At 71.4% G+C, this 23,389-nt stretch carries 15 protein-coding genes; 9 read left to right on the forward strand and 6 right to left on the reverse strand.

Features of this window, described 5'->3' with window-relative positions:
- Positions 1-342 precede the first annotated feature (342 nt).
- From HS104_41370 to HS104_41385, 4 genes are read right to left on the reverse strand one after another with little or no spacing between them, the layout of a single operon-like run.
- The gene (locus tag HS104_41370) at positions 343-4,188 is read right to left on the reverse strand and encodes a protein kinase (protein MBE7486409.1); all 3,846 of its coding nucleotides are present in this window, start codon (positions 4,186-4,188) and stop codon (positions 343-345) included.
- 34 nt (positions 4,189-4,222) lie between these two features.
- Entirely contained in the window at positions 4,223-8,869 is a 4,647-nt protein-coding gene (locus HS104_41375) for a translocation/assembly module TamB domain-containing protein (protein MBE7486410.1), read from the reverse strand.
- Positions 8,869-10,968 (reverse strand): BamA/TamA family outer membrane protein, encoded by a 2,100-nt coding sequence (locus tag HS104_41380; protein MBE7486411.1) that lies wholly within the window; start codon positions 10,966-10,968, stop codon positions 8,869-8,871. Before HS104_41380 ends, HS104_41375 begins: the two co-directional genes overlap by 1 nt.
- Before the next feature lie 6 nt (positions 10,969-10,974).
- Positions 10,975-11,694 (reverse strand): hypothetical protein, encoded by a 720-nt coding sequence (locus HS104_41385; GenBank protein ID MBE7486412.1) that lies wholly within the window; start codon positions 11,692-11,694, stop codon positions 10,975-10,977.
- Between the two features lie 149 nt (positions 11,695-11,843).
- On the opposite strand from HS104_41385, the gene HS104_41390 reads away from it, so the two are divergent.
- Positions 11,844-12,551, forward strand: coding sequence for a serine/threonine protein phosphatase (locus tag HS104_41390; GenBank protein ID MBE7486413.1), 708 nt, complete (start codon positions 11,844-11,846; stop codon positions 12,549-12,551).
- A gap of 222 nt (positions 12,552-12,773) precedes the next feature.
- Here HS104_41390 and HS104_41395 read toward each other — a convergent pair whose 3' ends face one another.
- Complete coding sequence (locus HS104_41395) at positions 12,774-14,012, reverse strand: hypothetical protein (GenBank protein ID MBE7486414.1); 1,239 nt, start codon at positions 14,010-14,012, stop codon at positions 12,774-12,776.
- Positions 14,013-14,108: 96 nt separating this feature from the next.
- Between HS104_41395 and HS104_41400 the strand changes: the two genes are divergently transcribed.
- Genes HS104_41400 through HS104_41420 form a run of 5 tightly spaced genes read left to right on the forward strand, consistent with a single transcriptional unit; the run spans position 14,109 to position 20,946 of the window.
- The gene (locus HS104_41400) at positions 14,109-15,161 is read left to right on the forward strand and encodes a hypothetical protein (GenBank protein ID MBE7486415.1); all 1,053 of its coding nucleotides are present in this window, start codon (positions 14,109-14,111) and stop codon (positions 15,159-15,161) included.
- Positions 15,128-17,665: a penicillin acylase family protein gene (locus HS104_41405; GenBank protein ID MBE7486416.1), complete on the forward strand. Its 2,538-nt coding sequence runs from the start codon at positions 15,128-15,130 to the stop codon at positions 17,663-17,665. The genes HS104_41400 and HS104_41405 overlap by 34 nt, the downstream gene beginning before the upstream one ends.
- Positions 17,662-18,390, forward strand: a complete 729-nt coding sequence (locus tag HS104_41410) for a 16S rRNA (uracil(1498)-N(3))-methyltransferase (protein ID MBE7486417.1) — start codon at positions 17,662-17,664, stop codon at positions 18,388-18,390. The genes HS104_41405 and HS104_41410 overlap by 4 nt, the downstream gene beginning before the upstream one ends.
- A gap of 13 nt (positions 18,391-18,403) precedes the next feature.
- Positions 18,404-20,536: a hypothetical protein gene (locus HS104_41415; GenBank protein ID MBE7486418.1), complete on the forward strand. Its 2,133-nt coding sequence runs from the start codon at positions 18,404-18,406 to the stop codon at positions 20,534-20,536.
- Complete coding sequence (locus tag HS104_41420) at positions 20,533-20,946, forward strand: cobalamin B12-binding domain-containing protein (GenBank protein ID MBE7486419.1); 414 nt, start codon at positions 20,533-20,535, stop codon at positions 20,944-20,946. The genes HS104_41415 and HS104_41420 overlap by 4 nt, the downstream gene beginning before the upstream one ends.
- Before the next feature lie 40 nt (positions 20,947-20,986).
- On the opposite strand, the gene HS104_41425 is transcribed toward HS104_41420, so the two are convergent.
- A complete protein-coding gene (locus HS104_41425) occupies positions 20,987-21,190 on the reverse strand; it encodes a hypothetical protein (protein ID MBE7486420.1) in 204 nt (67 codons plus the stop codon).
- 336 nt (positions 21,191-21,526) lie between these two features.
- Here HS104_41425 and mraZ point away from each other — a divergent pair, with 336 nt between their 5' ends.
- From mraZ to HS104_41440, 3 genes are read left to right on the forward strand one after another with little or no spacing between them, the layout of a single operon-like run.
- Positions 21,527-21,976 (forward strand): division/cell wall cluster transcriptional repressor MraZ, encoded by a 450-nt coding sequence (mraZ, locus tag HS104_41430; GenBank protein ID MBE7486421.1) that lies wholly within the window; start codon positions 21,527-21,529, stop codon positions 21,974-21,976.
- A complete protein-coding gene (gene rsmH / locus HS104_41435; protein ID MBE7486422.1) occupies positions 21,973-22,896 on the forward strand; it encodes a 16S rRNA (cytosine(1402)-N(4))-methyltransferase RsmH in 924 nt (307 codons plus the stop codon). Before mraZ ends, rsmH begins: the two co-directional genes overlap by 4 nt.
- A complete protein-coding gene (locus tag HS104_41440) occupies positions 22,893-23,363 on the forward strand; it encodes a hypothetical protein (GenBank protein MBE7486423.1) in 471 nt (156 codons plus the stop codon). Before rsmH ends, HS104_41440 begins: the two co-directional genes overlap by 4 nt.
- Positions 23,364-23,389 lie beyond the last annotated feature (26 nt).

Raw genomic sequence — 23,389 nt, forward strand, 5'->3', positions numbered from 1 at the left:
GTGGCCAACAGGCGCGTCGGAGGGTCTGCGACGCGTGCGTTGTCCGTGAGGTGGCCAACAGGCGCGTCGGAGCGGTCTGCGACGCGTGCGTTGTCCGTGAGGTGGCCAACAGGCGCGCCGGAGCGGTCTGCGACGCGTGCGTTGGCCGTGAGGTGGCCAGAAGCCAGAAGGTGCGCCGCAGCCGGCTGCGACGCGTGCGTTGGCCGTGAGGTGGCCAGCAGGTGCGCCGCAGCCGGCTGCGGCGCGTGCGTTGGCCGTGAGGTGGCCAACAGGCGCGTCGGAGCGGGCTGCGACGCGTGCGTTGGCCGGGACGCAATCAGGGCGCGCGTCGGAGCGGCGGCCTCACGCCAGCCTCCGCTCCAGCTCGAGCAGGCGCGCGTGCTCCGGCACGTTCTCCAGGAAGCAGCGGATGAGCCGCGGGTCAGCGAGCTTGTCGGCGCGCTCCGTGAGCTTCTGGACGGCGAGCCGAGCGGCGGTCCGCGCCTCGTCGCTGAGGCCCGAGGCGACCAGCGCCTCGACGAAGGCGGCGCGAACGCGGCCCTCGGTCTCGTCGCTGCCGCCATGCTCCTCGAGCAGCGCCATGCCGGTGCGCGCCCGCTCGAGCGCGCGTTCCGTCTTGCCCTGCGCGAGCAGCGCCGCGGACTCCGCCGCCAGGCCCTGCGCGCGCAAGATGGGCACCGCGGGCGCCGCGGTCTGGGCGACGAGGGCTTCGGCCTCGGCCAGCGCGGGCTCGCCGGCCAAGAGCAATATCAGCGCCAGGTACAGGTGCGAGCCGGCGATCAGCAGCGTCTCCTTCCGCGTCTCGGCCTCGTGGATGGCGCGACGTTCGAGGTCGAGGGCCTCTTCGATGCGCCCGCGGTAGGCCAGCACGAGCCCCAGGTTGTGCATCACGTAGTGTCCGATGCCAGCCAGGCCCAGGCGCTCGGTGTGGGACATCGCCTCGGTCAGGAGCTGTTCGGCGCGGTCGAGGTCGCCGATCGAGAGCGCCGCGTAGCCGAGGTTGGCGCGGGCATTGCCACCGGTGCGCCAGTCCCCGATGGCGTCGAAGCCCTCGAGCGCCGCCTCCACCTCTTTGACGAAGCGGCCGACGTCGCCGTCGTAGTAGGCGCGGGCGCTCTTGCCGTGGTGCACCCAGGCGTCGCCCATGGCGCGGAGCTTTTGGAGCCCGCGGGCCTGGTCCTCCGCGGCGGCGATGAGCGAGTCCGCCATCTGGTTCATGCCGAGCTTCAGGTGGTTGTGGGAGGCGCGGATCAACGCGACGATCTGCGTCGCGCGAGCCTCTTCGTCCAGCGGCTCTTGGGCGCTCGCCCGCGCCGCCCAGACGATCAGCTCCTGGTCCTTGCCCAAGGTGCCGGCGGAGCTGCAGAGCGCGCCGACCGAGACGTACCAGCGCGCGGTGCCTGGGGTGATGAGGTCGAGGGCGGCTCGTGCGTGGTGCTCCGCCTCGACGTATTCACCGCGCCAGAAGTGGGCGTCCGCCGCCAGGTAGTGCAGCTCGCCTCGGGTGACGTCGTCCGGATCCAGCTCGAGCGCGCGGCGGACTCGGCCGAGCACGGCCTCGAGATCCGCGCCTTCCAGGGCTTGCTCCGTGGCGGACAGGTAGAAGCGCGCGGCGCGCTCGGGCTGGGAGCCCCGGCGGAAGTGCTCCGCCAGCGCCAACGAGTCCGACACCCCGGCCTGCTCGAGCCACTCACCGGCCAGCCGGTGACCCAGCTCGCGGTCTTCGGGCGTGAGCGAGGCGTACACGGCCTCGCTCAGCGTGGCGTGTCGGAAGACGTGCTCCGCCTCGCCTTCGAGGCTCGACTGCGGCCGCCTGGAGATCAACTCCTTCTTCCCGAGCTCGTCGAGCTCCGCCGCGACGAAGCCGGGATCCGCGTCGCTGCCGAGCAGGGCCCGCACGCCACCGCTCCAGAAATGGACGCCGAACACCGAGGCCGCGCGCAGGATGCGTCGCGGCTCCGGGCCCAGGGCTTCGAGCCTGGCCTGCAACATGCCGAGCACCGTGTCCGGGAGCTCGCGCTGTCCCTCCGCCAGCGCGCGGAGCAGCTCCTCCAGGAAGAAGGCGTTGCCGTCCGCGAGCTCCACCGCGCGCTCGATCGCCGCCGCGTCCACCCGGTCGCCGAGCACCTCCCGCCCGAGCGCCAGGGCGGCCTGGCGCCGCAGCGGCCCGAGCCGGAGCTCTTGCGGCTCGCGCTTCTGCCAGAGCTTCGGCAGGACGTCGTGCACCTCCGGACGCCCGAGGCCCAAGACGAAGAGCGGCGCGTCCACCAGCGAGGCGAGCGCCGCGTCCACCAGCGTGACCGTGGGCAAGTCGCCCCAGTGCAGATCTTCGAGCACCAGGAGCACCGGGTGCGCGGCGCACTCGTCGGCCAGGAAGTCGAGCCACGCGCCACGCATCGCGTCGCCGAGCAGCGTCGGGTTCTGGCGCACCGCCAGGAGCGACGGAAAGGCGTCGTCGGCGAAGGCCACGTCGGCGAGCTCGCCGAGAAACACCGTGGTCTGCTCGACGGGGCTCTTGGCCCTGGCGTGCCGCCGCACCCGCGCCGCGAGCTTGGCGCGGCTCTGCTCGGCGGGCTCTCCGTCCAGTACGCCCGCGGACTCGCGGAGCGCGCCGCGCAGGAGCGCGAAGGGAGAGCCCGCGCTCACGCTCTCCGCGCGACCGAGCAAGAGCTCCGCGCCCGGATGGCGCTCCAGCGCTCGGCGCAAGAGCTCGTAGCGCAGACGCGACTTGCCCACGCCCGCCGGCGAGATGACCAGCGCCACCCGCGCTACCGGCTCCTCGAAGCACTCGTCCACCAGCGCTTCGAGCGTGGCCAGCTCGCGCTCGCGACCCACGCAGGTGGTCGGGCGCCCGAGCAGCTTGCGCGTGCCGTCGCCGTCGCTCTTCGAGCCCAGGATGGCGTTGCCGCGCGCGTCGCGCTCGAGCTGGTAGGCCCCGGCCACGAGGCGAGCCGTGGCGTCGTCGATGGCGACCCGGCCCGGCACCGCGCGAGCGAGCAGGCGCACGCCGCGATCGATGGCGTCGCCGACCGGCGCGCGACCGCCCACGACCCCGAGCCCGGACGCGAGCGCCACGGGGCGCTCCGGGAAGAGCTCGCGCATCAGCTCGGCTACGCGCACCGCGCCGAGCGCCTGGTCACGCGGCGTGCCGCTGCCGACGAAGCTGCCCACGCGCGTGCCGTTCGCCAGCGTGTCGAAGCGGCCACCGGCCGAGCTGACCCGGGCGGAGAGCTGCGACTCGGGACCGACGCTGAGCTCGGTCTCGGTGATCTGGACGGTCTCGGTGTCGTTGGTCGGCTGCCCGCCGAGCAACGCGACCCAGACCACGCGCTGCTCTCGCCCGGTGATCCCCGCCGTGGCCCGGGTCTCCGGCGTGGCCGCGCCGAGCTCCTGGCAGGCGCTCAGCACGGCGCCGGCGTCGCGCGGGCGGCTCTCCGGCGCCTTGGCGAGCATGCGGCTCACCAGCTCGTCGAACGCGTGGGGCACGTCGCTCGCGAGCTCCCCGAGGGGGCTCGGCTCGTCGAGCAGCACCTTGGCCAGGACCGCGGTGGAGTCGCCGCCACCGAAGGGTGTGTCGCCGGTCAGGCACTTGTAGACGACGCTGCCCAGCGAGAACACGTCGGACGCCGGCTCGATCTGCGCGGCGCCCCGCGCCTGCTCCGGGGACATGTACGCGAGCGTCCCGATCAAGAGGCCTCGCTCGGTGATGCGCGGGTCGAAGCGCCGGCGCGCGATGCCGAAGTCGATGAGCTTGGCCTGTGCCAGCGCGCCGTCCGGCACCAGGATGTTGGCGGGCTTCAGATCGCGGTGCACGACGCCCAGCTGGTGCGCGATCGCGAGCCCGGCGCACACCCTCCTGAGCAGCGTCAGGCACTCCGGGAAGGCCAGCCGCCGGTTGGCGATCAGGCTGGAGAGGCTGGTCGCTTCCAGCCACTCCATGGCCAGGTAGACCTGGCCCTTCGAGGTGACGCCGTGGGCCACGTAGCGCACCACCGCGGGGTGCGACAGCTCGGCGAGCACCGCGGCCTCGCGCAGGAAGCGGTCCGGACGCTGGTCTTGGTGCAGCACCTTCACCGCGACGACGTCGCCGCTCGTCCGATCTCGCGCGCGGTAGACGACGCCCATCCCGCCCGCGCCCGCGCGGTTCAGGACTTCGAAGCGATCGCCGACGAGCTCACCTGGACGCAATCTCGCCTGAGCGTACTACGAGCCTGGCACGACACTAGTACCGATACTGCCAGAGCAGATCGAGCCCGGTGCCCAGCGTTCCGACCTCGGTGCGCAAGGACCAGTTCCTCCTGAAGCGCCAGTCCACGGTGCCGCTCACGTCCACGGGCTCGGTGCCGGCGGTGCTCTGCTGTTGCTCGAGTCGATTGCGGTACGTTCCTTCGAACCAGACGCTCTCGCTCAGGCGCACCGCGGCGGTGTAGCTGGCCTTGTTCTCGTCGGTCCCGGTGCGAAGCTCGACGGTCCCGACCAAGGCGTCGGCGAACAGCGTGTTGAAAGCCGTGGCGATGCCGCCGGCGGCCGCCGTCTCGCGCGTGCGGGCGCTCGATGACTCGTCGCCGCCGCCGCTCGAAGCGCCACCGAACAGGAGCGCCATGATCTCCGGCTCGGGTCGCGCCGGATCGCTGGTCAGCTTGAGCTTCGCGTCCTTGAGGGTGCCCCGCACGTCCACGTACACCAGGGTGCCGTCGGGCGCGCGCCAGCTTGCGGTCGCGAACAGGTGCGGGTCGCTCGGCTCCGGGGTGTCGAACACCACCCGCCCCGCCTCGATCACCCAGGTCTTGCCCCAGGACTGGAAGCGGCCGCCGGGCTCGAGCTCGATGTGCCCGCCCACGACGGTCTTCTGTCCCAGGTCGATGACGGGCTGGCCGACCAGCGGCAGATCCAGATCCGAGCGCGTCAGCCGCACGCCGCGGCGCAGGTTCACCACCAGGTGCCAGGGCAAGATGCTGCCGGTGCGTTCGACGGTGGGCTCCTTCAAGGCCTGGGCGATCTGGATGGCAGGGTTGTCCGCGAGCTCGACCACCGCGCGGCCCGAGGCCTGGGGCAGCCGCGCGGTGAGGTTCGGGATCTCGACGGTCACGAGCATGCGCTCTTCTTCGCGCTCCAGCTGGAGCGTCGCGAAGCCGCTGGCCGTTGCCTGCGACACCCCCTGGAACAGCACCGGGACCTCGGTCACGCTGACCGAGGCGTTGCCGCGGGCGAGGCGCACGCCGTCGAAGTAGAGGTTGGAGAGCGCGCGGAGGTTCACCTTCTCGGAGCGAGCCTTGCCTTCCACGCCTTGGATCCGCACCAGCGTGTAGATGCCGGCTCGCTTGGCCGTGGCGCCGAAGGTGACGTCGCGGAACTCGATGCCCATCGGCGCGATGTTCACCACGCCGCTCCTCACCGTTGCGCTGCCGTCCACCTCCACGTCGAAGTCTCCGCTGGGCTTTCCGCCGGCGGCCATGCGGGGCTCGAGCGTGGCGCTGAGCTTTCCGTCCACCTTTCCGGTCAGGCGCGAGAAGACGTCGCGCAGGAACGGAGACAGCACGACCGCGTCGTAGCCCTTCGACTCCACCGAGAGCAGCACGCGCCGGGCGCGGTCGATGTCCGGCGTGACCTTCTCCCAATCGAGCCCGAATCGGGCGTCGGCGCTCAGCGTGCCCTGGCCGTCGTCGAGCTCGGCCTGCGCTCGCAGCTGCTTGCCGTCGGAGCGGACCAAGATGTTCCCGCGTCCCACGCTCACGCCGTCCACGCTGGCGCCGCCCAGGTCGATGTTCGCCGACAGCTGCGGCGGGTCCTCCGCCTTCGGCCGCTGCAAGGCCACGTTGCCCTGCAGTGCGCCCGCGACTTTTGCCTCCGCGAGGGCCGGCACCACCCCGAGCGGGACCCCCTCCAGCGCCAGGTGCGCGCCGCCCGTCCAGGTGCCTTCGAACACGTTGGCGTTGCCCTTGGCCGCCAGGTGCGCGACCCGTTGCCCGCCCACGATGAGCTCCGTGTTGCTGCCGAAGCGCCCGCTGCCGGGCTCCCATTCACCGCTCGCGCGCACGTCGACCGCCAGCGCGCGGAAGCTCGTCGCCGACTGCACGCGGCGCGCGTCGATGTTGACCGACAGCTTCGGCTCGCTGGCGGGGCCCGAGATCAGCACGCGCGCGCCGGCGGAGCCGAGCAGACCCTCCGGGCGGAAGGGCGCGGGGAACTGCGAGAACGGTCGCTCGTGGATCGTGAGCATCGCCATCACTGGCGCTTCGAGCGCGTACGTCAGCCACTCTTCCGGCGTGGCGAGGAGCTTCTTCCAGTCCAGGCGCACCGAGCCGCTGGTGGTGATCAGCGCGCCGTCCGAGTCGTAGAGCTGCGTGGTCCCGCTGGCGTCGCCCTTCTCGCCGTTCACGCCGCCCGTCGCCTGCAGCTCGATGCCCACGAAGCGGAGCGGCGCTTCGCCCTTCTTGGCGGGCGCCTGCACGACCTCGAGCTTGCGCGTGCCGGCGATCTCGACCCGGAGGTTGGGCAGCTCCTTCGGCGAGAGGCGCTCGATCCTGACGCGGGCGTAGGCGGTGCCGTCGATCTTGTCGATGCGGGCCGACTTGGGCAGGACGTGCTTCAAGAGTGCGAGCTGCACCTCGCTGAGCTGGATCTCACCGTCCCCCGTCATGCCGCGCCAAGAGGCCGCCTCGGCCGGGTTGCCGTCGAGCTCGCTCTGCCAGGCGGCGCCGAAGTTGCCGATGTCGGCAACCGCGCCGCTCGCCTTGCCCTCGATGTGCTCGCCGTCGAGCGTCGCGTCCAGCGAGAGGGAGATGCCGCCCACCGACGCGATGGAGCCGTTGCCGAGCGCCAGCCGCACGTGGCCCCCGGACTGCTCCTTGCTGGCGACGACGTCGGCGTCCACGGTGAGCTTGCCTCCCAGCACTCCGCGCGGCAGCCCGATGGCCCGGGAGATCAAGTCGAGATCGAGCTCCTGGCCCTTGGCCTTGACCTCGATGCGGCCCTTCGAGATGCGCACCTTGCCGCCCAGCTCGCCGCCCGCGCCGGTCAGCTTGAGGTTTTCCACGACGACGTCGCGGGTGTCGAGGCCGAGCTCGGAGATGCGACCGCCGAGCACGGCTGTACCGCGCTTCACCTGGATGTCCAGGTTCTTCACGCTCGGCTTGGCCTTTGCCTCCAGGACGGCGCTCGCGTTCACCTCCGGCCCGTACTCGTCGCTGAGCTTGGCGGTCAGCGCCGGGCGCAGGACCGGCCCCTTCGCCGTGGCCGTCACCTTGCCGAAGCTCTGGCCCTGGGCGCTCAGGTTCGAGCCCGTCACCTTGGCGTCGATGGAGAGCTTGTCGAGCTCGGTCAGCTTGCCCTTCGCGCGGCCGCTGACGTGTCCGCGCGCGAGCTTCACCTCCCCGAGCGAGAAGCCCGAGACGTCCGCCGCGAGCGTGGCGTCGAGCTGGTTCTTCTCGATGCGCGCCTTGACCTGAGCTTCGGCGCGGCCCTTGGCGGTCGTCAGCTTCTCGACGCGCGGGGCGCGCTCGATCTGGAAAGAGCGCGCGCGGGCATCGAGGTCCACCGCCCCGTCCGGGTGGACCGTGAACGCGACCTTGAGCGGCATGCCGGTCTCGTGGAGCGTGGCCTTGCCTTCGAAGCCCTTCTCGTTCCAGGTGCCGGTCACGTCCATGGGAGGCACCGCCTGACCGAGGAGCGTGGTCGCGGCGGTGGTGCCGTTGACGTCCACCACGAGCCGGCCGCCCTTGTCGAAGACCGCCAGCGAGGTGTCCACGTCCACGTTGGTCGCGGGCGCTTTGGGCCAGAGCGCGCGCAGATCGACGCCGCGCCCCTGCACGTCCAACGCGACGTTCACCCCGCGATCGAAGCGCACCGGTCCGGTCGCGGTGAGCTTGGCGCCGTCGACCTCGAAGCGCGAGTTGGTCTGGAGCTCCGGCAGATCCCCGTTCACCTCGACGTGGCCGGCCACTGCTTCCTTCAGCGGCCAGTCGGAGAAGAGCGCGCGCACGTCCTCGGGCAGCGCCTTGGGCACGTCCACCGTTGCCTTGACGGTCTTGCCCTTCACGTACACCGAGCTCGAGACCGGCAAATTGCCGAAGTAGCCGTTGAACGAGCTCCACACTGCGCCGGGCGCGCGCACGTGGAGCTCGCCGGTCCCGGTGGCGTCCGTGCCGCCGAGGCCGCGCACCGTCATGCCGTAGCGAAACACGTCGATGGCGGCGCCCTTGGGCGTGGCGAGCACCGAGCCGCGCACGCCACCGAGCGCGACCTCCAGGGTGGGCAACCCGGCGACGGTGCCGCGCCCGTAGACCCGACCGAGCTCGATCTGAGGCAGCCACACGCGGAGCGGCTTGCTCGGCGCGCTCGGCTTGCGCGGCTCCTTGGGCGCGCTGGGCACCGGCGTGAGCGCTCGGACCAGCGTGGGCACGCCCGCCGCGTCCGGGACGATGAAGGCGTCGGCTCGGTCGGCGCGGATGTGGCGGATGATGACCGTGATGCGCTCTTCGGCCGTGACGATGTCTCGAATCAAGGTCACGACGTCCGTGCGCACGCGGATGTCTTGCAGCGTGAGCACCGTGGTGCCCGCCTCGTCCTTGACCGTAGCCTCGCTCAGCGTCGCGCCGCGCAGGCCGAGCTCCTGGATTTCCCCCGTGCGGAGCTCGCCGTGGAACGCGCCGGTGAGCGAGCGCGAGAGCAGGGTCGAGGCCACGCGCCGCGACGCCGGCAGGTTGACGTGCAGCACGGCGCCCGCGACGAGCGCCAGCACGAACACGGCGCTGAGGCCGAGGGTGGCCGAGGCGCGCCCGGCGAAGCGCAGCACCCGCGCCCGGCGCCCGCCCCGAGCGGGACCGGGGTCCGGCTCGGTCGGCGGTGGCCTGAGGGTGCTCTTGACCATCAGAACGCCTCGCCCAGCGCGATGTGGATGGCCATGGGCAGGCCGAACACGGTGCCCGGGTCGCCTTCCCGGCGCTCCAGATCCTCCTCGCCGAGCTGCTGCAACCAGGGCGTGCGGTAGCCCGCGTCGATGCGCAGCGGGCCCACCGGCGTCTGGTAGCGCAGGCCCAGGCCGGGGGAGATGTGCGGGACGTTGAAGCGGATTTCTCCCACTCTGCGTGTGACGTCGCTCGCGTCGATGAAAGTCGCACCGAACAGCGGGCCGATGATGGGAAAGCGCACTTCCATCGAGGCCTCCCACAGCGTGAGGCCTCCCAGGGGGCGGATGCAAGCATCCGGCAGCTGGTCCAGGGCTCCGCCGCAGTTTTCGCCCGTGGGCACCAGGAAGCCGACCGGACCGTGGGGCCCGACGCCGCGATAGGGGTAGCCGCGGTTCGAGTTGGGGCCTCCGCTGTAGAAGGCCCGGAACAGGAGCTTGTGCTGATCGCGGACCACACTCGGGTTGGTCGGATCGGCCTGCGCCTGCGCGCTGGTCAGCGTCTCGCCGTAGTCGCTCGGGAACAAGAAACCGTTCGTCACCCGCGTGGCCAGGGTCACGTGCTTGGAGAGCGGTAAGAAGCCGCGGAACTCGGGCCTGAGGCGAAGATCGCTGACGGTGCCGCCGAAGACGTAGCCCGCCACCTGGAACGAGTTCGACAGGTAGAATCCCTTGCGCGGGTCGATACGATCGTCGCGGAAGTCCAGGATGGCGTAGAGCTCGGGGAACGACACCCGGACCGCGTCGAGCCCATCGGGCCTGCCGCCCTGGTAGGTGAAGGGGAAGTTCGCCTGCCAGTTGTAGGAGGGCGTCACGAACAGGTGGTGGGCGAAGAAGGCGCGCTCCAGGCCCGTGCTGGCCTTGATCTCGTGATAGCCGATCACCCGCTCGCGCTCCGGGTCGGCGTTGTCGGGGATCGGGTAGAGCAGCGGGTAGATGCTGTAGTCGGCGGCCACGAACCCCGTGGTGCGCCCTTCGATGAACGAGGGCTGGCGCAGCTCGGAGTGCAGGCGGTTCTCGGGCAAGACCCGCGTCGGCGTGTCGAAGCGGCCGATGCGCGTCGGAAAGTAGGTCACGCCGGGCCGGGCCTCGACGTTGAAGCGGCGCATGCCGCCGGCGAAGTTCCGGTGCTCCCAGCCGACGCGGAAGTGATTGGACAGACGGAGCACGTCGAAGCGCGCGCCGCCGCCGACGCGCAGCGTGCGCAGCGATGCCTCTCGCAATACCACCGTGATCGGCACCTCGCCGGTCTCGGCGTTCGACTTGTCTTGTCCGACCTCGACGCTGGAGAACACACCCAGGTTCTGCAGGGCGTCCTGGGCGTCCAGGACGTCGCGGCGCGAGTAGCGGGCGCCCTCTTCCAGGCCCAGCACGGCGCGCACCTTCTCCTCCGGGATCGACTCGAGCCCCACGATGCGCACCCGGCCGTAGCGCGCGACCTCCCCCTGCACGATCTCGAAGCTCACGTCCGCGGTGTGAGTCGCGAGGTCCACCTTGGCGTGGTGCTTCACCCGCGCGAAGGCGTATCCGGCGTCCCCCAGCACGTTGGCGATGGCCTTGGCGTTGGCTTCGAAGACGTCCTCGTCGAAGCGATCTCCGGGGTCGAGGGTGATGGCGGCGAGCGCTCTCGCCGCCACGTCGTGTGGCAGGCTGGCCAGGCCGCTCAGGTCGGAGCGGCGCACCTCCACCACGGGGCCCTCGTCCACGGCGATCTCGACCCGGACGTGGCGCTCGTCCACGCGCAGGATGCGCGCCGCACGGACCTTCGCCTCGTAGAACCCCTTGCGGCGGTAGTAGCGCTCGACCCGCTCGAGGTCCCGCGCGAGCACGGTGTCGTCGAACACCTCGTAGTCGTAGAGCAGCCCTTCGAACGAGCGCGGCCAGGGCGGCGGGCGGGTCGCGAGCCGCTCCTCGACGTTGCTCGAGTCGACGGCGCTGCCGCCGACCACGTCGACGCCAGCGACGAGATCGCGTCCGGGCGGCGCGGCCCTCTTGATGCAGCCGACGAGCGCGGTCGAGAGCAAGGCCGCTTTGGCCAGCGCTCCCGCGCGCGACTGACGCATCCGCCGTTACTTCTTCTTTGCGGGGTCTTTCGGCGGATCCTGGCCGGGCAGGTACGCGAGCTCCGCCGCCTTCTCGTGATAGGTGATCTCTTCGTAGGTCAGGATGCCCATGATCGGATCGGCTTCCGTTCCCGTCGTGGCGCGGACGAAGGTGGTCGAGTAGTCGCCCTTCACGGTGACCTTCGCACCCTTCATCGGCAGCGGGTTCGGTAGCTTCACGCCCCAGAAGGTGTCGCTCTTCTCGGCGTCCTCCTTCTTCTCGAACTCCTCCACCGCGTCGTAGACCTGCGCGAAGTTCGAGGCCCACCCCATCACCTTGATGCACTCCTTCTCCGGAGCGTCTTTGGTGTCGCAGAGCCAGAACGCCGGGACCGGCGCGTTGCACCCTTCGGGGTCGGCCTTGCCGCCCTTGTGTACGGCGCAGGCCGGCGCGTCCGGCAGGTTGGTCTTGCCGATGTAGCCGGTGATGCTGAGCTTCTTGCCGGCCACCTCTTTGCGATGAGTGCGGCTGCGCAGGTGGTAGCTGGCCCCCCACACCGTGTAGGCGTCACCCGCCTTGATCGGCTTCTGGGGGACGTTCGGGACGGCCGGCATGGCCGCCTTCGGACCGCTCGACGCTCCGCGCGGCTGGTACTTCTCATCGTCCTTGCCCCCACCGCAGCTCACCACGGAGGCGGAGAGCACGACGGCGGCGAGCGAGGCGGAGATTCGGCGAGCAGACAACATGTGGCCTCCCTGAACGGAATGATTTCGCATGGCTATCACGCGGCTCGGCGCTGCCACAAGGCCAGGGCGCCCTCCGCTCCAACGCGCGCGCCATTACCCCCCATCGGCCGGGATTTGACAACACTTTTCAGGCTCCTAGCCTGCCGAGCGTGGGTCGCACGATCGTCGTGGGGGACGTCCACGGTTGCCGGGCCGAGCTCGAAGAGCTGCTGTCCCGCCTGGCCTTTGGGCGGGAGGACGCCCTCTACCTGGTCGGGGATCTGGTGGCGCGGGGCCCCGATGGGCCCGGGGTTCTGGACCTGGCGGCCGGGCTCGGCGCGGCGGCCGTGCAGGGCAACCACGAGTGGCGCCTGCTCCAGGTGCGGGCCGCCCGGGCCCGAGGCGAGCCGGGGCGGAGGCTCGGGCCCTCCCACGAGCTCCTGATGCGAGTGCTGGAGGACCGACACTGGGCGGTGCTCGAGGCCCTGCCGTACTGGCTGGACCTCCCCGCTCACGAGCTCCGGGTGGTGCACGCCGGCGTGGTGCCCGGCACCCCCATGGAGCGCCAGGATCCTTGGGCCCTCACCCACATGCGCAGCATCGACGACGACGGCGCGCCCAGCGACAAGCGCGCTCGGACGCTCTGGGCCGAGCGCTACGACGAGCTGCCGCACGTCGTGTTCGGGCACAACGCGGTGGACGGCCTGCAGCTCGCCTCGTTTGCCACGGGTCTCGACACCGGCTGCGTCTACGGCAACCAGCTCTCGGCGCTGGTGCTCGGTCCCGGCGAGCGCGTGCCCCCGAAGCGCGAGCGCCGCGACGTCATCGTGTCGGTGCGCGCCCGCAAGGCGTACGTGGAGATGAAGCCGGGGGCCTAGAACGTTCGGTGGGCGACAGAGCGCCTCGATACGAGCCGCTCGGCGGTCAGCCGAGCCCCGGGATCACTCGAGCAGTCTTGCCATGATCAGATCACGTTACGCCACTGAGAGGCGAGTGCGAATGCCGGCCGGGACCGGCGCCGGCCGTTTCGACCGCAAGGAAGAGTCGCGTGGCGTTGGCGGTCGCCAGCGGAGCGCGAATAGCCTAGAGCGGGTCCCGAGCTACAAGACCTCGACGGCCCGGCTCAGGCCGCGCAGCGCGTGGCAAGCGTCGCCGATCAGATCGAGGTAGGTCTGCTCGCGATCCTTGCGGATCGCCTCCAGGCGCTCGTACACGCCGCCCTCGAGCAAGCCACCTGATACGTCCACCAGGTCGGCGGTAGCGAAGCGGATGGTCTGATCGATGCGCTTGCCGCCTTCGGTGTCGGGCCCAGTCAGGCCGAGGGAGCGGGCGAGCGTCAGCGTCTCGATCAGGTGGCCGAAGAACTTCTGCTGCTGCAGACGGATGAGCAGGCCTTGATCGGGGTGGCGGAGGAGCAGGCTCGCGTAAGCCGGGCGCTCGAGCTCGTAGCGGAACAAGAGCACGCCGAGCTGCTTCTTCAGGCGGCGCCTGTCGTCGTCGCTGCCCGCCACGGCGACGGCGCTGGCCACCGCCTGCACCAGGTGCAGGCCGCCGCAGCTATGCCCGTAGATGCCGGTCTTGTCGCGCTTGGCACGGTGCAGCGGGCTGCCCTCGTCGAAGGCTTGGTCTGGCGGGCCCCCGTAGCCCTCGACCACCTTCTGATCGGCCTCGAGACGCGCGAGCGCGGCGGAGATCAGCCCAGCGAGCGCGGGCGGCTCGGTCGCGGCCTTGGGCTCGCGCTTCACGTGCTCGGCCAGCGCCGAGATCTGCCAGGCGACGTGGTGATAGTCGGCGTCGGTCTTGGGCTCGGCCGCCGCCGCGCGCAGATCCGCGACTAGACGCGCGAGCGTGACCCGCTCGCCCGTGGAGGTCTCGAAGCTCTTGTCGAGCGGCACGTTCATCTCCAGCAGCGTCTTCACCAGCAGGAAGCGGTGCGGCTCCACGGGGTCGCTGCCCTTCTTCTCCGGGAAGAGCCAGAGCCTCTTGCCCGAGATCTCCTTCTGCTCCGCGAAGGACACGATCACCTCGCTGGCGGGGCGCCCGTCCGCGGCGGCGAAGTCCGCGCCGAACGCCACCATGCCGTGGGCGAGGGCCCAAGGGCTCTTCGGATCGCCGGCTCCGGCTCGAATCGCGGCGCCGAGGCGCTTCTGGATCGACTCGACCTCGGCGCGCGTGGCCGCGCGCGGTGCCGTGACGCTCGCCGCGCTGGTGGAGCCGGACGGCCGCGGCGGCAAGCCGCCGTCCTTGGGCTTCGGCGCCTCGCGCGTGATCCCGAAGTAGACGCCCGCTGCGGCTGCGGCCGCGAACAGGATCAGGATGTTGCGAGAGCGCTCCGCCAAGGCGCGGGCGAGTATGGTGACTCTGCTGCCCTGCGTCAGGTGTTTTCGCCGTGCAAGGTCCGATGTGGGGTCGTGTCAGCGAAGGCAGGAGGCTCCATGCTGCGCTCGATCGGACTCTCGGCTCTGGTGCTCTTGCTCGGTGGCTGCGGCGGCGGTGACGACGGCGGACCCGAAGGCTCGGCCGGTCAACCCGGCGCCGGCGGAGGCGGCGGCGGCGTCAGCCTGGGCGGCTCTGGCGGCGGCGGCGGCGGGGGCGCAGGCGGCGGCGAAGCGGGCGCGAGCGCCGGCGGCAGCGGCGCGGTGGGCGGCGCTGTCGGGGCAGGCGGGACGAGCAGTGGCTGCGGCAACAACCAGAAGCACGCCACCATCGGCAACCTGATCGTCGCGGACGTGAGCTGGCCTGCGAAGACCGGAATCAGCGCCGGCAGCGGCAAGATCCACATCTGGACGCGAACCGTGCTCGACTTCGGCGACGCAGATCCCGCGAGCGGCGAGATCCCCGCGAGCGGCGAGGTCTCGCCCTGCGGCAGCGCGATCCCGGCGCTCACCAAGACCGCCATCGCCGGCGGTGGTCAGGTGCAGACGGTGATCCCCGACGCGGTCTGGGACAAGGCGGGCATGCCGAAATTCAAGGCCTCCGGCAAGCTCTCGGGCTTCGACGTCGGCGCCACGATCTCGATGGACCCGGTGGTGTCGCTGGTGGGGCTCAGCATGCCCGATCCGAACGCGGCCTGGCCCGCCTCGGCCAAGCAGATCACCGGCGTCGATCACGACGGCGACGGGCAGCCGGGGATCCTGGCGGTGCCGCGCACCGACCCGCCCTTCTCCGCGCCGCCCACCAGCCTGTTCGAGGCCCTGAACCCGAGCGGCAAGCGCGCCCACGAGGTCTACATCGTGACGCGCACGGCGGTGCAGATCAGCGGGACCCGCGACAGCTGCACGAGCGCGTCGGGTCAGGCCGAGGTCAAGCTGTTCGACAACCACGTGGTGGGCTGCAAGCGCAACGACGGCAAGCTGTGCAGCGCCAGCGAGTCGGACTTCATCGATCAGAACCAGCCGAAGTTCAGCGTCTCGAACGCGACCTACACCATGGTTCAGCTCGGGGAGGGAGCGACGTGCGCGGACGTGCGTGGGGCCTTGCCTCTCTGAGCCTGCTCGCGCTCGGCTCGGTGGCTTGCGGCGAGCCCGAGCCGGCACGGGACGACGGCGCGCCCATCGAGATCGTGATCGACGACATGGGCGTGCCGCACATCTACGCGGCGAGCGACGAAGATCTGTTCTTCGGCTACGGCTACCAGCTGGCGAGCGACCGACTGCTCCAGCTCGAGATGTGGCGGCGCTTCGCCCACGGCCGGCGGGCGGAGGTCTTGGGCGCGGACTTCAAGGGCTCCTTCGGCGCCACCGCGCTCCACGACGATCAGCTGGTGCGACTGTTCGACCTGCCGCGCTGGGGCAAGCTCGACGCGGAGCTGATGCGGGCGGAGGCGCCGGAGCGTTGGCAGCTGCTCCAGGGCTGGCGGCGCGGCATCAACCAGCGCATCGCGGAGGTGCGGAGCGGCGCGCTGCCCAGACCCTTCGGCTTCGGCGCGGACGAGCTCGACTTCCTGCCGGAGCCCTGGGACGAGGACGACCCGCTGATCGTGCAGAAGATGATCCAGCTCGGCCTCGACCAGAGCTTGCTCTACGAGATCCTGATCACGCTCTTGGGCGAGATCGCGCCGGCCACGCTCGAGTCGGCGCAGATCTTCCAGCCGGCCCACCCGACCTTCGCGGTGCCGCCGGAAGACCGCCCGAGCATCGTGGCAGCCGGAGCGCCGCCGCAGTCGAAGAGCGCCCCTTCGACCTGGCAGCTCCCGGAGTCCGCCAACCATCCGGCCGCCTGGCGGAGGCTCCTGGCCGCGCCCAGGCCCGGCAGCAACAACTGGGCGGTGGACGGGCGCTTCACGGACAACGGGCGCCCGCTCCTGGCAGGCGATCCGCACCTGGTGTTCACGCTGATGGGCGCGATGTACGCGCTGCACCTGAACAGCGCCGACCGCGGCGGCAGCTTCGACGTCGCCGGCTTCGCCTTCGCCGCGGCCCCCGGGATCTTCGCCGGACAGACCCGAGGCGCGATGTGGGCGCCGACCTCCGCGTTCGGCGACGTGATGGATCTCTGGTCCGTCGAGCTGACGGACGCGGGCGCGCGCATCGGCAGCGCGGTCGTCCCGGTCGTCAGCCGACAAGAGGTGATCCCGATCCGCGGCGGCACGAGCGAGAGCATCGTGGTGCGCGAGGTCCCGGGCCACGGCGTGATCTTCGAGCCGGCCTTCGCGGGCGTGCCGGTGCCGCTGACCGGCGAAGGGCGCGAGGTGCTGCTCGGCTGGACCGGTTTTGCCGCGCGAAGCTCGCTCTACTTCCTGGAGCTCGATCGCGCCCAGAGCGTGGCGGAGCTCGACCAAGCGGTGCAGCGCGCGCCGGAGCTCAGCTACAACTGGGTCGGCGCCGACGCGGACGAGATCGTGTACCGGGTGAGCCTGGAGGTGCCGAAGCGGAACCCCGTCGCAACCGGTCGCGAGCCGTGGCGCGTGATGAACGGCGACGACCCCGAGGCCTTCTGGCCCGGAGGCTCACTGCCGCTCGCGGAGCTGCCGCACGGGCGCGCGGCGGAGCGCGGCTTCATCGCGACGGCCAACAACGATCCCCTCGGGTTCACGGCCGACGGCGATCCGGGGAACGACGCCTGGTACTACGGCGCCTTCTACGATCCGGGCTATCGCGCCAAGCGCATCGAGTCGGAGCTCGAGCGGTTGACGACGCGGGGCGGCGTCACGCTGGAGGAGATGCAGAGCCTGCAGATCGACTCGCGCTGCCTGATGGCCGACACCTTCCTCGCGCTGCTCGAGGAGGCCTGGGCGGCGCGCGACGGCGATCCCGCGTTGGCCGAGCTCGGGGCCCGCCCTGGCATGGAACGGCTGGTGAAGCTGCTCGTCAGTGAGTGGGATCGCCGGATGAGACGCGACTCGGCGGGCGCAGTCGCGTTCCACGCCTTCGCCCACTTCACCACCGGAGAGGCGGTCGAGGACGACATGATCCCGCTGCTCTACGAGCGCGTGCTCGAGGCGGCGCCCTTCTACGTGCTGAAGGTGGCGGCGCTGGCGCTCTCGGGGCAGTACCCCAAGGGCGATGCGCTGCTTCAGCAAGGCCGGCACCGGATCGTGCTCACCGGCCTGGCGCGCACGGCGGAGCTCTTGACCGCGCGCTACGGCGGCGTGGAGCCGAGCCTCTACCGCTGGGGCGACGTACACGTCACCAGCTTCGACAACGCCTTCGGGCTCGGGGTAGCGCTGCCCTCGGTCCCCAGCGACGGCGGCGAGAACACGGTGAACGTCGCGCACAGCGTGTTCCGTCGTGACTTCGTCGTGCCCGAGCAGTGGGTCAGCGACTACGGACCGGTCGAGCGCCTGGTCGGCCGCTTCGACGACTCCGGCACGCCCGAGGTCTGGGTGAATTTCCCGCTCGGCAACGTGGCCGACCGCGCGAGCCCCCATTTCGACGACCTCACCGAGGACTGGGTCGAGGGGCGTTACCGTAAGCTGGCCTTCTCCCGCGCCGAGGTCGAGGCGCGGGCGGAGAGGAGGGTGCTGCTCGGATCTGATATGAAGCTTCGGTGACGCTGCGCGCAGCCGTCGGATCGCTCGTGGCCGGGGAACTCGACCTCGACGCCGCGACCTCGCGCTACCTGGTGCGCGTACACCGGCTGCGAGTCGGCGAAGCGTTCGTTGTCTTCGACGTGGAGTCCGGGCTCGAGGCCGACGCGGAGCTCCTGGTCGCCGAGCCGCGCCGGGCCCGCGCGCGCGTGGGAGAGCCGCGGCCTGCTCGAGTGTCGGCTCCGCTGCCGGTGACGCTGCTCTGGTCCCTCGGCAAGGGAGACAAGCCCGAGACCGTGATCCGAGACGCCACCGCGCTGGGCGTCGCGCGGGTGGTCCTGGTCACGACCGAGCGCACCGTGCCGCGGCTGGGTGAGCGTGGGGAGGGGCGTCGCGAGCGCTGGCAGAGCGTTGCGCGGGAGGCTGCCCGGCAGTCCGGGCGCGGCGACTTGCCAGAGCTCGTCGGCCCGCTCGCCCTGGGCGACGCGCTCGGCCTGCTGCCGGAGGCGCTCGGCGTGGTGCTGGATCCGGAGGCCGAGGCGCCGCTCCGGGCGGTGCTCTCCGACTGGCGACCGAGCGCGTCGCTCCGTGTGCTGGTGGGTCCCGAGGGTGGCCTCGCGCAGCACGAGCTCGCGGCAGCACGGGAGGCGGGCTTCCGCCCGGCCCGCTTCGGCCGCCTCACGCTGCGCACGGAGACGGCGGCGGTGGCGGTGCTCGGCGCGCTGGTCGCGCTCGCGGAAACGCCCTAGGCTGCGGACCGCCATGCGGAGATTCGCGAGCTGGTTTTGCCTGGCCGTTTCGCTCTACGCCGGATCGGCGCTCGGCGCCCTGACGGACTCGGAGAAGGCGCAGATCCAGGGTTTCGTCAGGACCGGCGAGCCGAAGAACGCCGCGCGCATTCGCGCGCTGGTGGCGCGCCCGGACCTGTCCGCCGAAGAGGCAGCGGAGCCGCTGGCGGCGGGGTTCGCCGCGGTGCCATTCGACGAGAAGCGCGAGAAGCTGGCGCGGGAGATCCTGCTCGGCCCGGGCTCGGTCGCGGCGCGGAGCGAGCTCGCGCCCCCCATGGTCACGGCGCTGCTCGCGCGGGCCTCCGCCGCGCTCGGCTCGATGCCGGTGAGCGAGGTCGGCGCCGAGGCGGTCAAGGCGGACAAGCTGGCGGCGGAAGTCGTGCGCGTCCACCGCTTCGTCACCGACGTGATCGCCAACGCCGGCCGGCCGCCCGCGGATGGCCACGACGCGGCGGCCGGGTTCCGCGATGACGCGTTGAAGCGCGCGATCGAGGCGTACCGAGCGCACTTCGAGCGGCACGCGTCGGTGCTGAAGCCTGGGACCCGACTGAGCCCATCGCTGGTGCCGGTGCGCGCGCAGGCGGCGCTCGCCGTCGTCGATCTCTCTCGGGGCCTCTTGCAGCGCCACGAGGTCTCGGCGCTGCTCGGCCTGAGCGGGCAGAAGAAGAGCATGTTCGAGCGCCACGGCACGTTGCTCGAGGACGGCGGCACCGCCAGCGAGGAGCGCCTGGCCCAGGCCACGCGCTTCCTCGACAAGTCGCCTCGCGCGGCCTCGGGCTTGAGCCTGTGGCTCTTGTCCAAGGCGCCGGTGCGCGGGCTCGGCTCGCGGGAGGCTCGGGCGGGCGCGCGGGTCTCGCTGGGCTCTTCCGCGGGCGCGCCCAGCGCGGCGCCGCTCTGGCCCGATGACGTCGAGCCCTCGCGGCCGGATCGCGAGCTCGCCGAGGTCGCGTATTCGGCCGCCTGGATCGTGACGCGCGCGGCGTTCAAGGAGCGCCCCGAGCTCGCCAAGACCGCCGCGCTGATCGCGTCTCGCGCGACGCGGGCTGGTGCCGCCGGCCAGCTCTCCGGCGATCTGGAGTCATCGCTCCTGGCGCCCCCGGGCAGCACGCCGGCGGCCGCGCACGGCGCTTCGGCGGAGCTGTTCGCCGCCCACGCCCTGCGCTTGGTCTTGCTCGACGCCCCCCGCGCCCTCGACCTCGCGCTCGCGCGCGCCATCGCCGGCCGGGACGAGCCGCTGGCCAGTTTCGTGCTGGCGGTCAGTCTGCTCGCCGCCACCGGGGGCAGCGCCGACGAGGTCGCCGTCGGCCGCACCGACACGACCGGCGGCGTGTCGGCCGACCAGCTCACCGGCGTGAAGCTGACCAACGCCGCCGTCTCGTCCTTCGAGCTCGACGGCAAGAAGCTGGAGGTGAGCCTCGGCTCCGACGGTCAGATCGACAAGGTCCTGGTGGACGGCGCCGCGCCCCGTCTCTCGAAGCTGCCGCGGGTGCGTTTGTCGCCGAAGCCCGGCGACGCCTGGCTGGTCGGCTCGCAGCGCTGGGACAAGCTCGGTGGTGCGCCCCGCGGTCTCGCGGTGGACGACGGTCGCTTCGTGCTCGGCGCCGCCGAGCAGAGCGACGGCTTCGATGCGGTCGTGACCGGGGAGACCGAGAAGGACCCGACCATCCACGCGCGCGTGTTGGTGAAGGGTCGGGGCGGCGGCCTCTTGGTGCGCGGGCAGCCCGGGGAGAAGAGCTACGACGGCATCGCCGTGCTCCTCAGCATCGACCCGAAGCCGAAGGCGACGCTGATCCTGGTGGACGGCAAAGCCAAGGCCACGGAGCTCGGCCCGGGGGTGGAGCTCGGCGTCGCCGGACCGGGCGGCTACCTCGTGGTCCTGAGCGCCAAGGGCCAGAGCGTCTCGGCGACGGTCGACGGAAAGAAGCTCGAGGCGAAGCTCGAGCGAGGCGTGGGCAGCGGCCGCAGCGGCCTGATGGTGGTGGGGGCGGGGCAGATCGAGGTCTCCGGCTTCGGGCGCGGCGCGCCCAAGGCGGAGAAGAAGAAGGCAGAGCCGGAGAAGAAGAAGCCTGCCGTGGAAAAGCCCCCGACCCCCAAGAAGAAGCCATGAGCGAGCGACAGAAGGTACGAATCCTGGTGGCCAAGCCCGGCCTGGACGGCCACGACCGGGGTGCCAAGGTGGTGGCCCGGGCGCTGCGCGATGCGGGGTTCGAGGTCGTCTACACCGGGCTGCACCAGACGCCGGAGATGATCGCGAGCGCTGCGGTTCAAGAGGACGTGGACGCCGTCGGGCTCTCGATCATGAGCGGCGCGCACAACACGCTGTTTCCCGCGGTCATCGACGCGCTGAAGCAGCGTGGCGCGACGGACGTCCTGGTCTTCGGCGGCGGCATCGTGCCGGACGAGGACATGGTCAGGCTCGCCGCTGCCGGGGTGAAGAAGGTGTTCAAGCCCGGCACCCCGCTCGGCGAAATCGTCGACTGGGTGGACCAGAACGTGAAGCCGCGGGCCCTCGCCTAAAGGGGGTCCCGGGCCAGCTCGGCCCGCCGCTGGAGCGGGGTCAGGCCCGGAGCTGGTCGACCGTGGCGTTTCGACGCGCTGCGCCGAGAGGCAACGGGGTCCGGATGGCGCTGCTCACCCGGGCGGTGACCGCCGGGTGCTGGGCTCGGCTGCGCTCCGAGACACGCGGCGGGGTCAGGCGGAAGGTGCCGACGAAGATGGCGAGGGCTACGAAGCTCGGGATCAGTGCGAACAGGACGGTCATTCTTTGGGCTCTCGAGCGCCGGTGAGTGCAGCGGACGTGCCGCCGACCTCGAGTGCGCCAACCCTAGGAAACGCCAGGGCATTTGAGCAACCCCTAAGTTGCTTTTTCACCGCAGGCGCGTGGGTGGTTTTCCACAGCCTCGGCAGCTCGTGCCCCGTTCCAAATGCTGAACAGAAGAGCATGTAGGGGAACCGGAGCCAGTTAGGTGCTCGGAATCCTTGGGATTCTTCTTGGCCGACTTGTTGACAGGGGAGGGCGCGCCCTCTAGTTTCGCCCCACGTCAGTGGGAAAAAGTGGGGCGAAGTGTTGGCTTCGCCCGTCGAGTGGCACACACGGATGTTCCGAGGACAGTTCGCACACACGATCGACGCCAAGGGGAGAGTCAGCCTCCCGGCGCGATTCCGTGACGGCCTGGTGGCGCAGGGCGACCCGCGCTTCATCCTGACGCCCGCGCTCTTCGACCCCTGCCTGCACCTCTATCCGATGCGGGCCTGGGAGGAGCTCGAAGAGAAGATCGCCGGGCTCCCGAGCTTCGACCCGAACATCGTGCGCTTCCGCCGGCTGTACCTGTCGGCGGCGCTCGAGTGCGAGCTCGACAAGGCGGGGCGTGTGCTGGTGCCGCCCGCGCTGCGCGAGCGTGTGGGCCTCGCGAAAGACGCGCTCTGGGCTGGCATGGGTCGCACCGTCGAGCTCTGGGCGCAGGAGAGGTGGGACGCCGCACTGGCGCTCAGCGACGACGAACGCGTCGCGTTCGAGCGGGCGGTGATGGAGCAGATCCGGGTATGACGACCGTGGCAACCACTACCGACGAAATGCCGAGCTTCGAGCACGTCACGGTGATGGCGGCGGAGGTCGTGCACGCGCTCGGTCCGGAGCGCGGCGGCGTGTACCTGGACGTCACCGCCGGGGGCGGCGGGCACGCCGCGGCGATCCTCGCTCGGGCGCAGAATGCCCGGGTAATCGCCTTCGATCGCGATCCGCGAGCCGTGCTCGCGGCCGAGCGACGCCTGGCCGAGTTCGGCGAGCGGGCGCTGGTGGTGCACCTGGCCTTCAGCGACGTAGTCGCCTGGCTCGAGTCGGCGAAGATGGGACCGGTAAACGGGCTCGTCGCGGATCTGGGTGTGAGCTCTCAGCAGCTCGCAGATCGCGAACGCGGCATGAGCTTCCGGAGCGAAGGTCCGCTCGACATGCGCATGGACCCGACCTCGGGCGAGACGGCGCGCGAGCTCATCGAACGCGTCTCGCAGGACGAGCTCGCCGACATCGTCTACCAGCTGGGCGAGGAGCGGCGCTCGCGGCGCGTCGCGGCCTGCATCAAGCAGGCGCTCGCTGCCGGTGAGCTCGAGACCACGCTCGACCTCCGGCGTGCCGTCGTGCGCGCGGTGGGACCGAGGCGCATCGGCGGGATCGATCCCGCGACGCGCACCTTCCAAGCGCTGCGCATCGCGGTGAACCGCGAGCTCGACGAGCTCGCGACGCTGCTCGCCGCGTTGCCCGCGATGATCGCGCCGGGCGGCGTCGCGGCGATCATCAGCTTCCATTCGCTCGAGGACCGCCTGGTCAAGCGCGCGTTCCTGGAGCGCACGCTCTGGCAGCGCCTCAGCAACAAGCCGCTGACCGCGGGGGACGCGGAGCGAGAGCAGAATCCCCGGGCTCGAAGCGCCAAGCTGCGCGCCGCCCTGCGACTCGCCGAGGAGGGCTCGTGAAGCGCCGCGGCAGCCCCTTCCTCACGCTCTGGACCCTGGCAGTCCTGGCGGCCACCGCGGCCTTCGTGCTGTACCTGGGTCTGCGCGTCCGCAGCGTCGAGCTGGGCTACGAGCTCGGGCGGGCCCACGCTCGGGTTGCGCGGCTGCGCGAGGTCAAGCGCGTGCACGAGCTGGAGCTCGCCAGCCACAAGACCCCGGAGCGTGTGGACATGGTCGCGCGCTCGCTGCTCGGCATGAGCGAGCCGACCGCTGAGCGCATCCTGCCCGCGGGCAAGCAGCCCGAAGACGAGGCCGACGAGGGCGCGAAGAACGCCGCCCCGACCGACGAGGCGAGCCAGGAGGACACGCGTCCGGCAGCGGCCGCGCCGGGCACGCCGACCGCACCCACCGCACCCACCGCAAGGCCGGCGGGCACTGGAGCGACGCTTCCGCCGCCCGAAGACGGGTGGGAGGGAGACGAGCCGTGAACGCCCCGAGCTCGAGCCGGAACCGC

The organism is Polyangiaceae bacterium, assembly GCA_015075635.1.
Taxonomy (GTDB): Bacteria; Myxococcota_A; Polyangia; order Polyangiales; family Polyangiaceae; genus JADJKB01.

Bases quoted from the DNA above. Each gene is read 5' to 3' on its own strand.
- HS104_41375 (MBE7486410.1), bottom strand. From the start codon at position 8,869: ATGGTCAAGAGCACCCTCAGGCCACCGCCGACCGAGCCGGACCCCGGT.
- HS104_41380 (MBE7486411.1), bottom strand. From the start codon at position 10,968: ATGCGTCAGTCGCGCGCGGGAGCGCTGGCCAAAGCGGCCTTGCTCTCG.
- HS104_41385 (MBE7486412.1), bottom strand. From the start codon at position 11,694: ATGTTGTCTGCTCGCCGAATCTCCGCCTCGCTCGCCGCCGTCGTGCTC.
- HS104_41400 (MBE7486415.1), top strand. From the start codon at position 14,109: ATGCTGCGCTCGATCGGACTCTCGGCTCTGGTGCTCTTGCTCGGTGGC.
- HS104_41415 (MBE7486418.1), top strand. From the start codon at position 18,404: ATGCGGAGATTCGCGAGCTGGTTTTGCCTGGCCGTTTCGCTCTACGCC.
- HS104_41420 (MBE7486419.1), top strand. From the start codon at position 20,533: ATGAGCGAGCGACAGAAGGTACGAATCCTGGTGGCCAAGCCCGGCCTG.
- HS104_41425 (MBE7486420.1), bottom strand. From the start codon at position 21,190: ATGACCGTCCTGTTCGCACTGATCCCGAGCTTCGTAGCCCTCGCCATC.
- mraZ (MBE7486421.1), top strand. From the start codon at position 21,527: ATGTTCCGAGGACAGTTCGCACACACGATCGACGCCAAGGGGAGAGTC.
- rsmH (MBE7486422.1), top strand. From the start codon at position 21,973: ATGACGACCGTGGCAACCACTACCGACGAAATGCCGAGCTTCGAGCAC.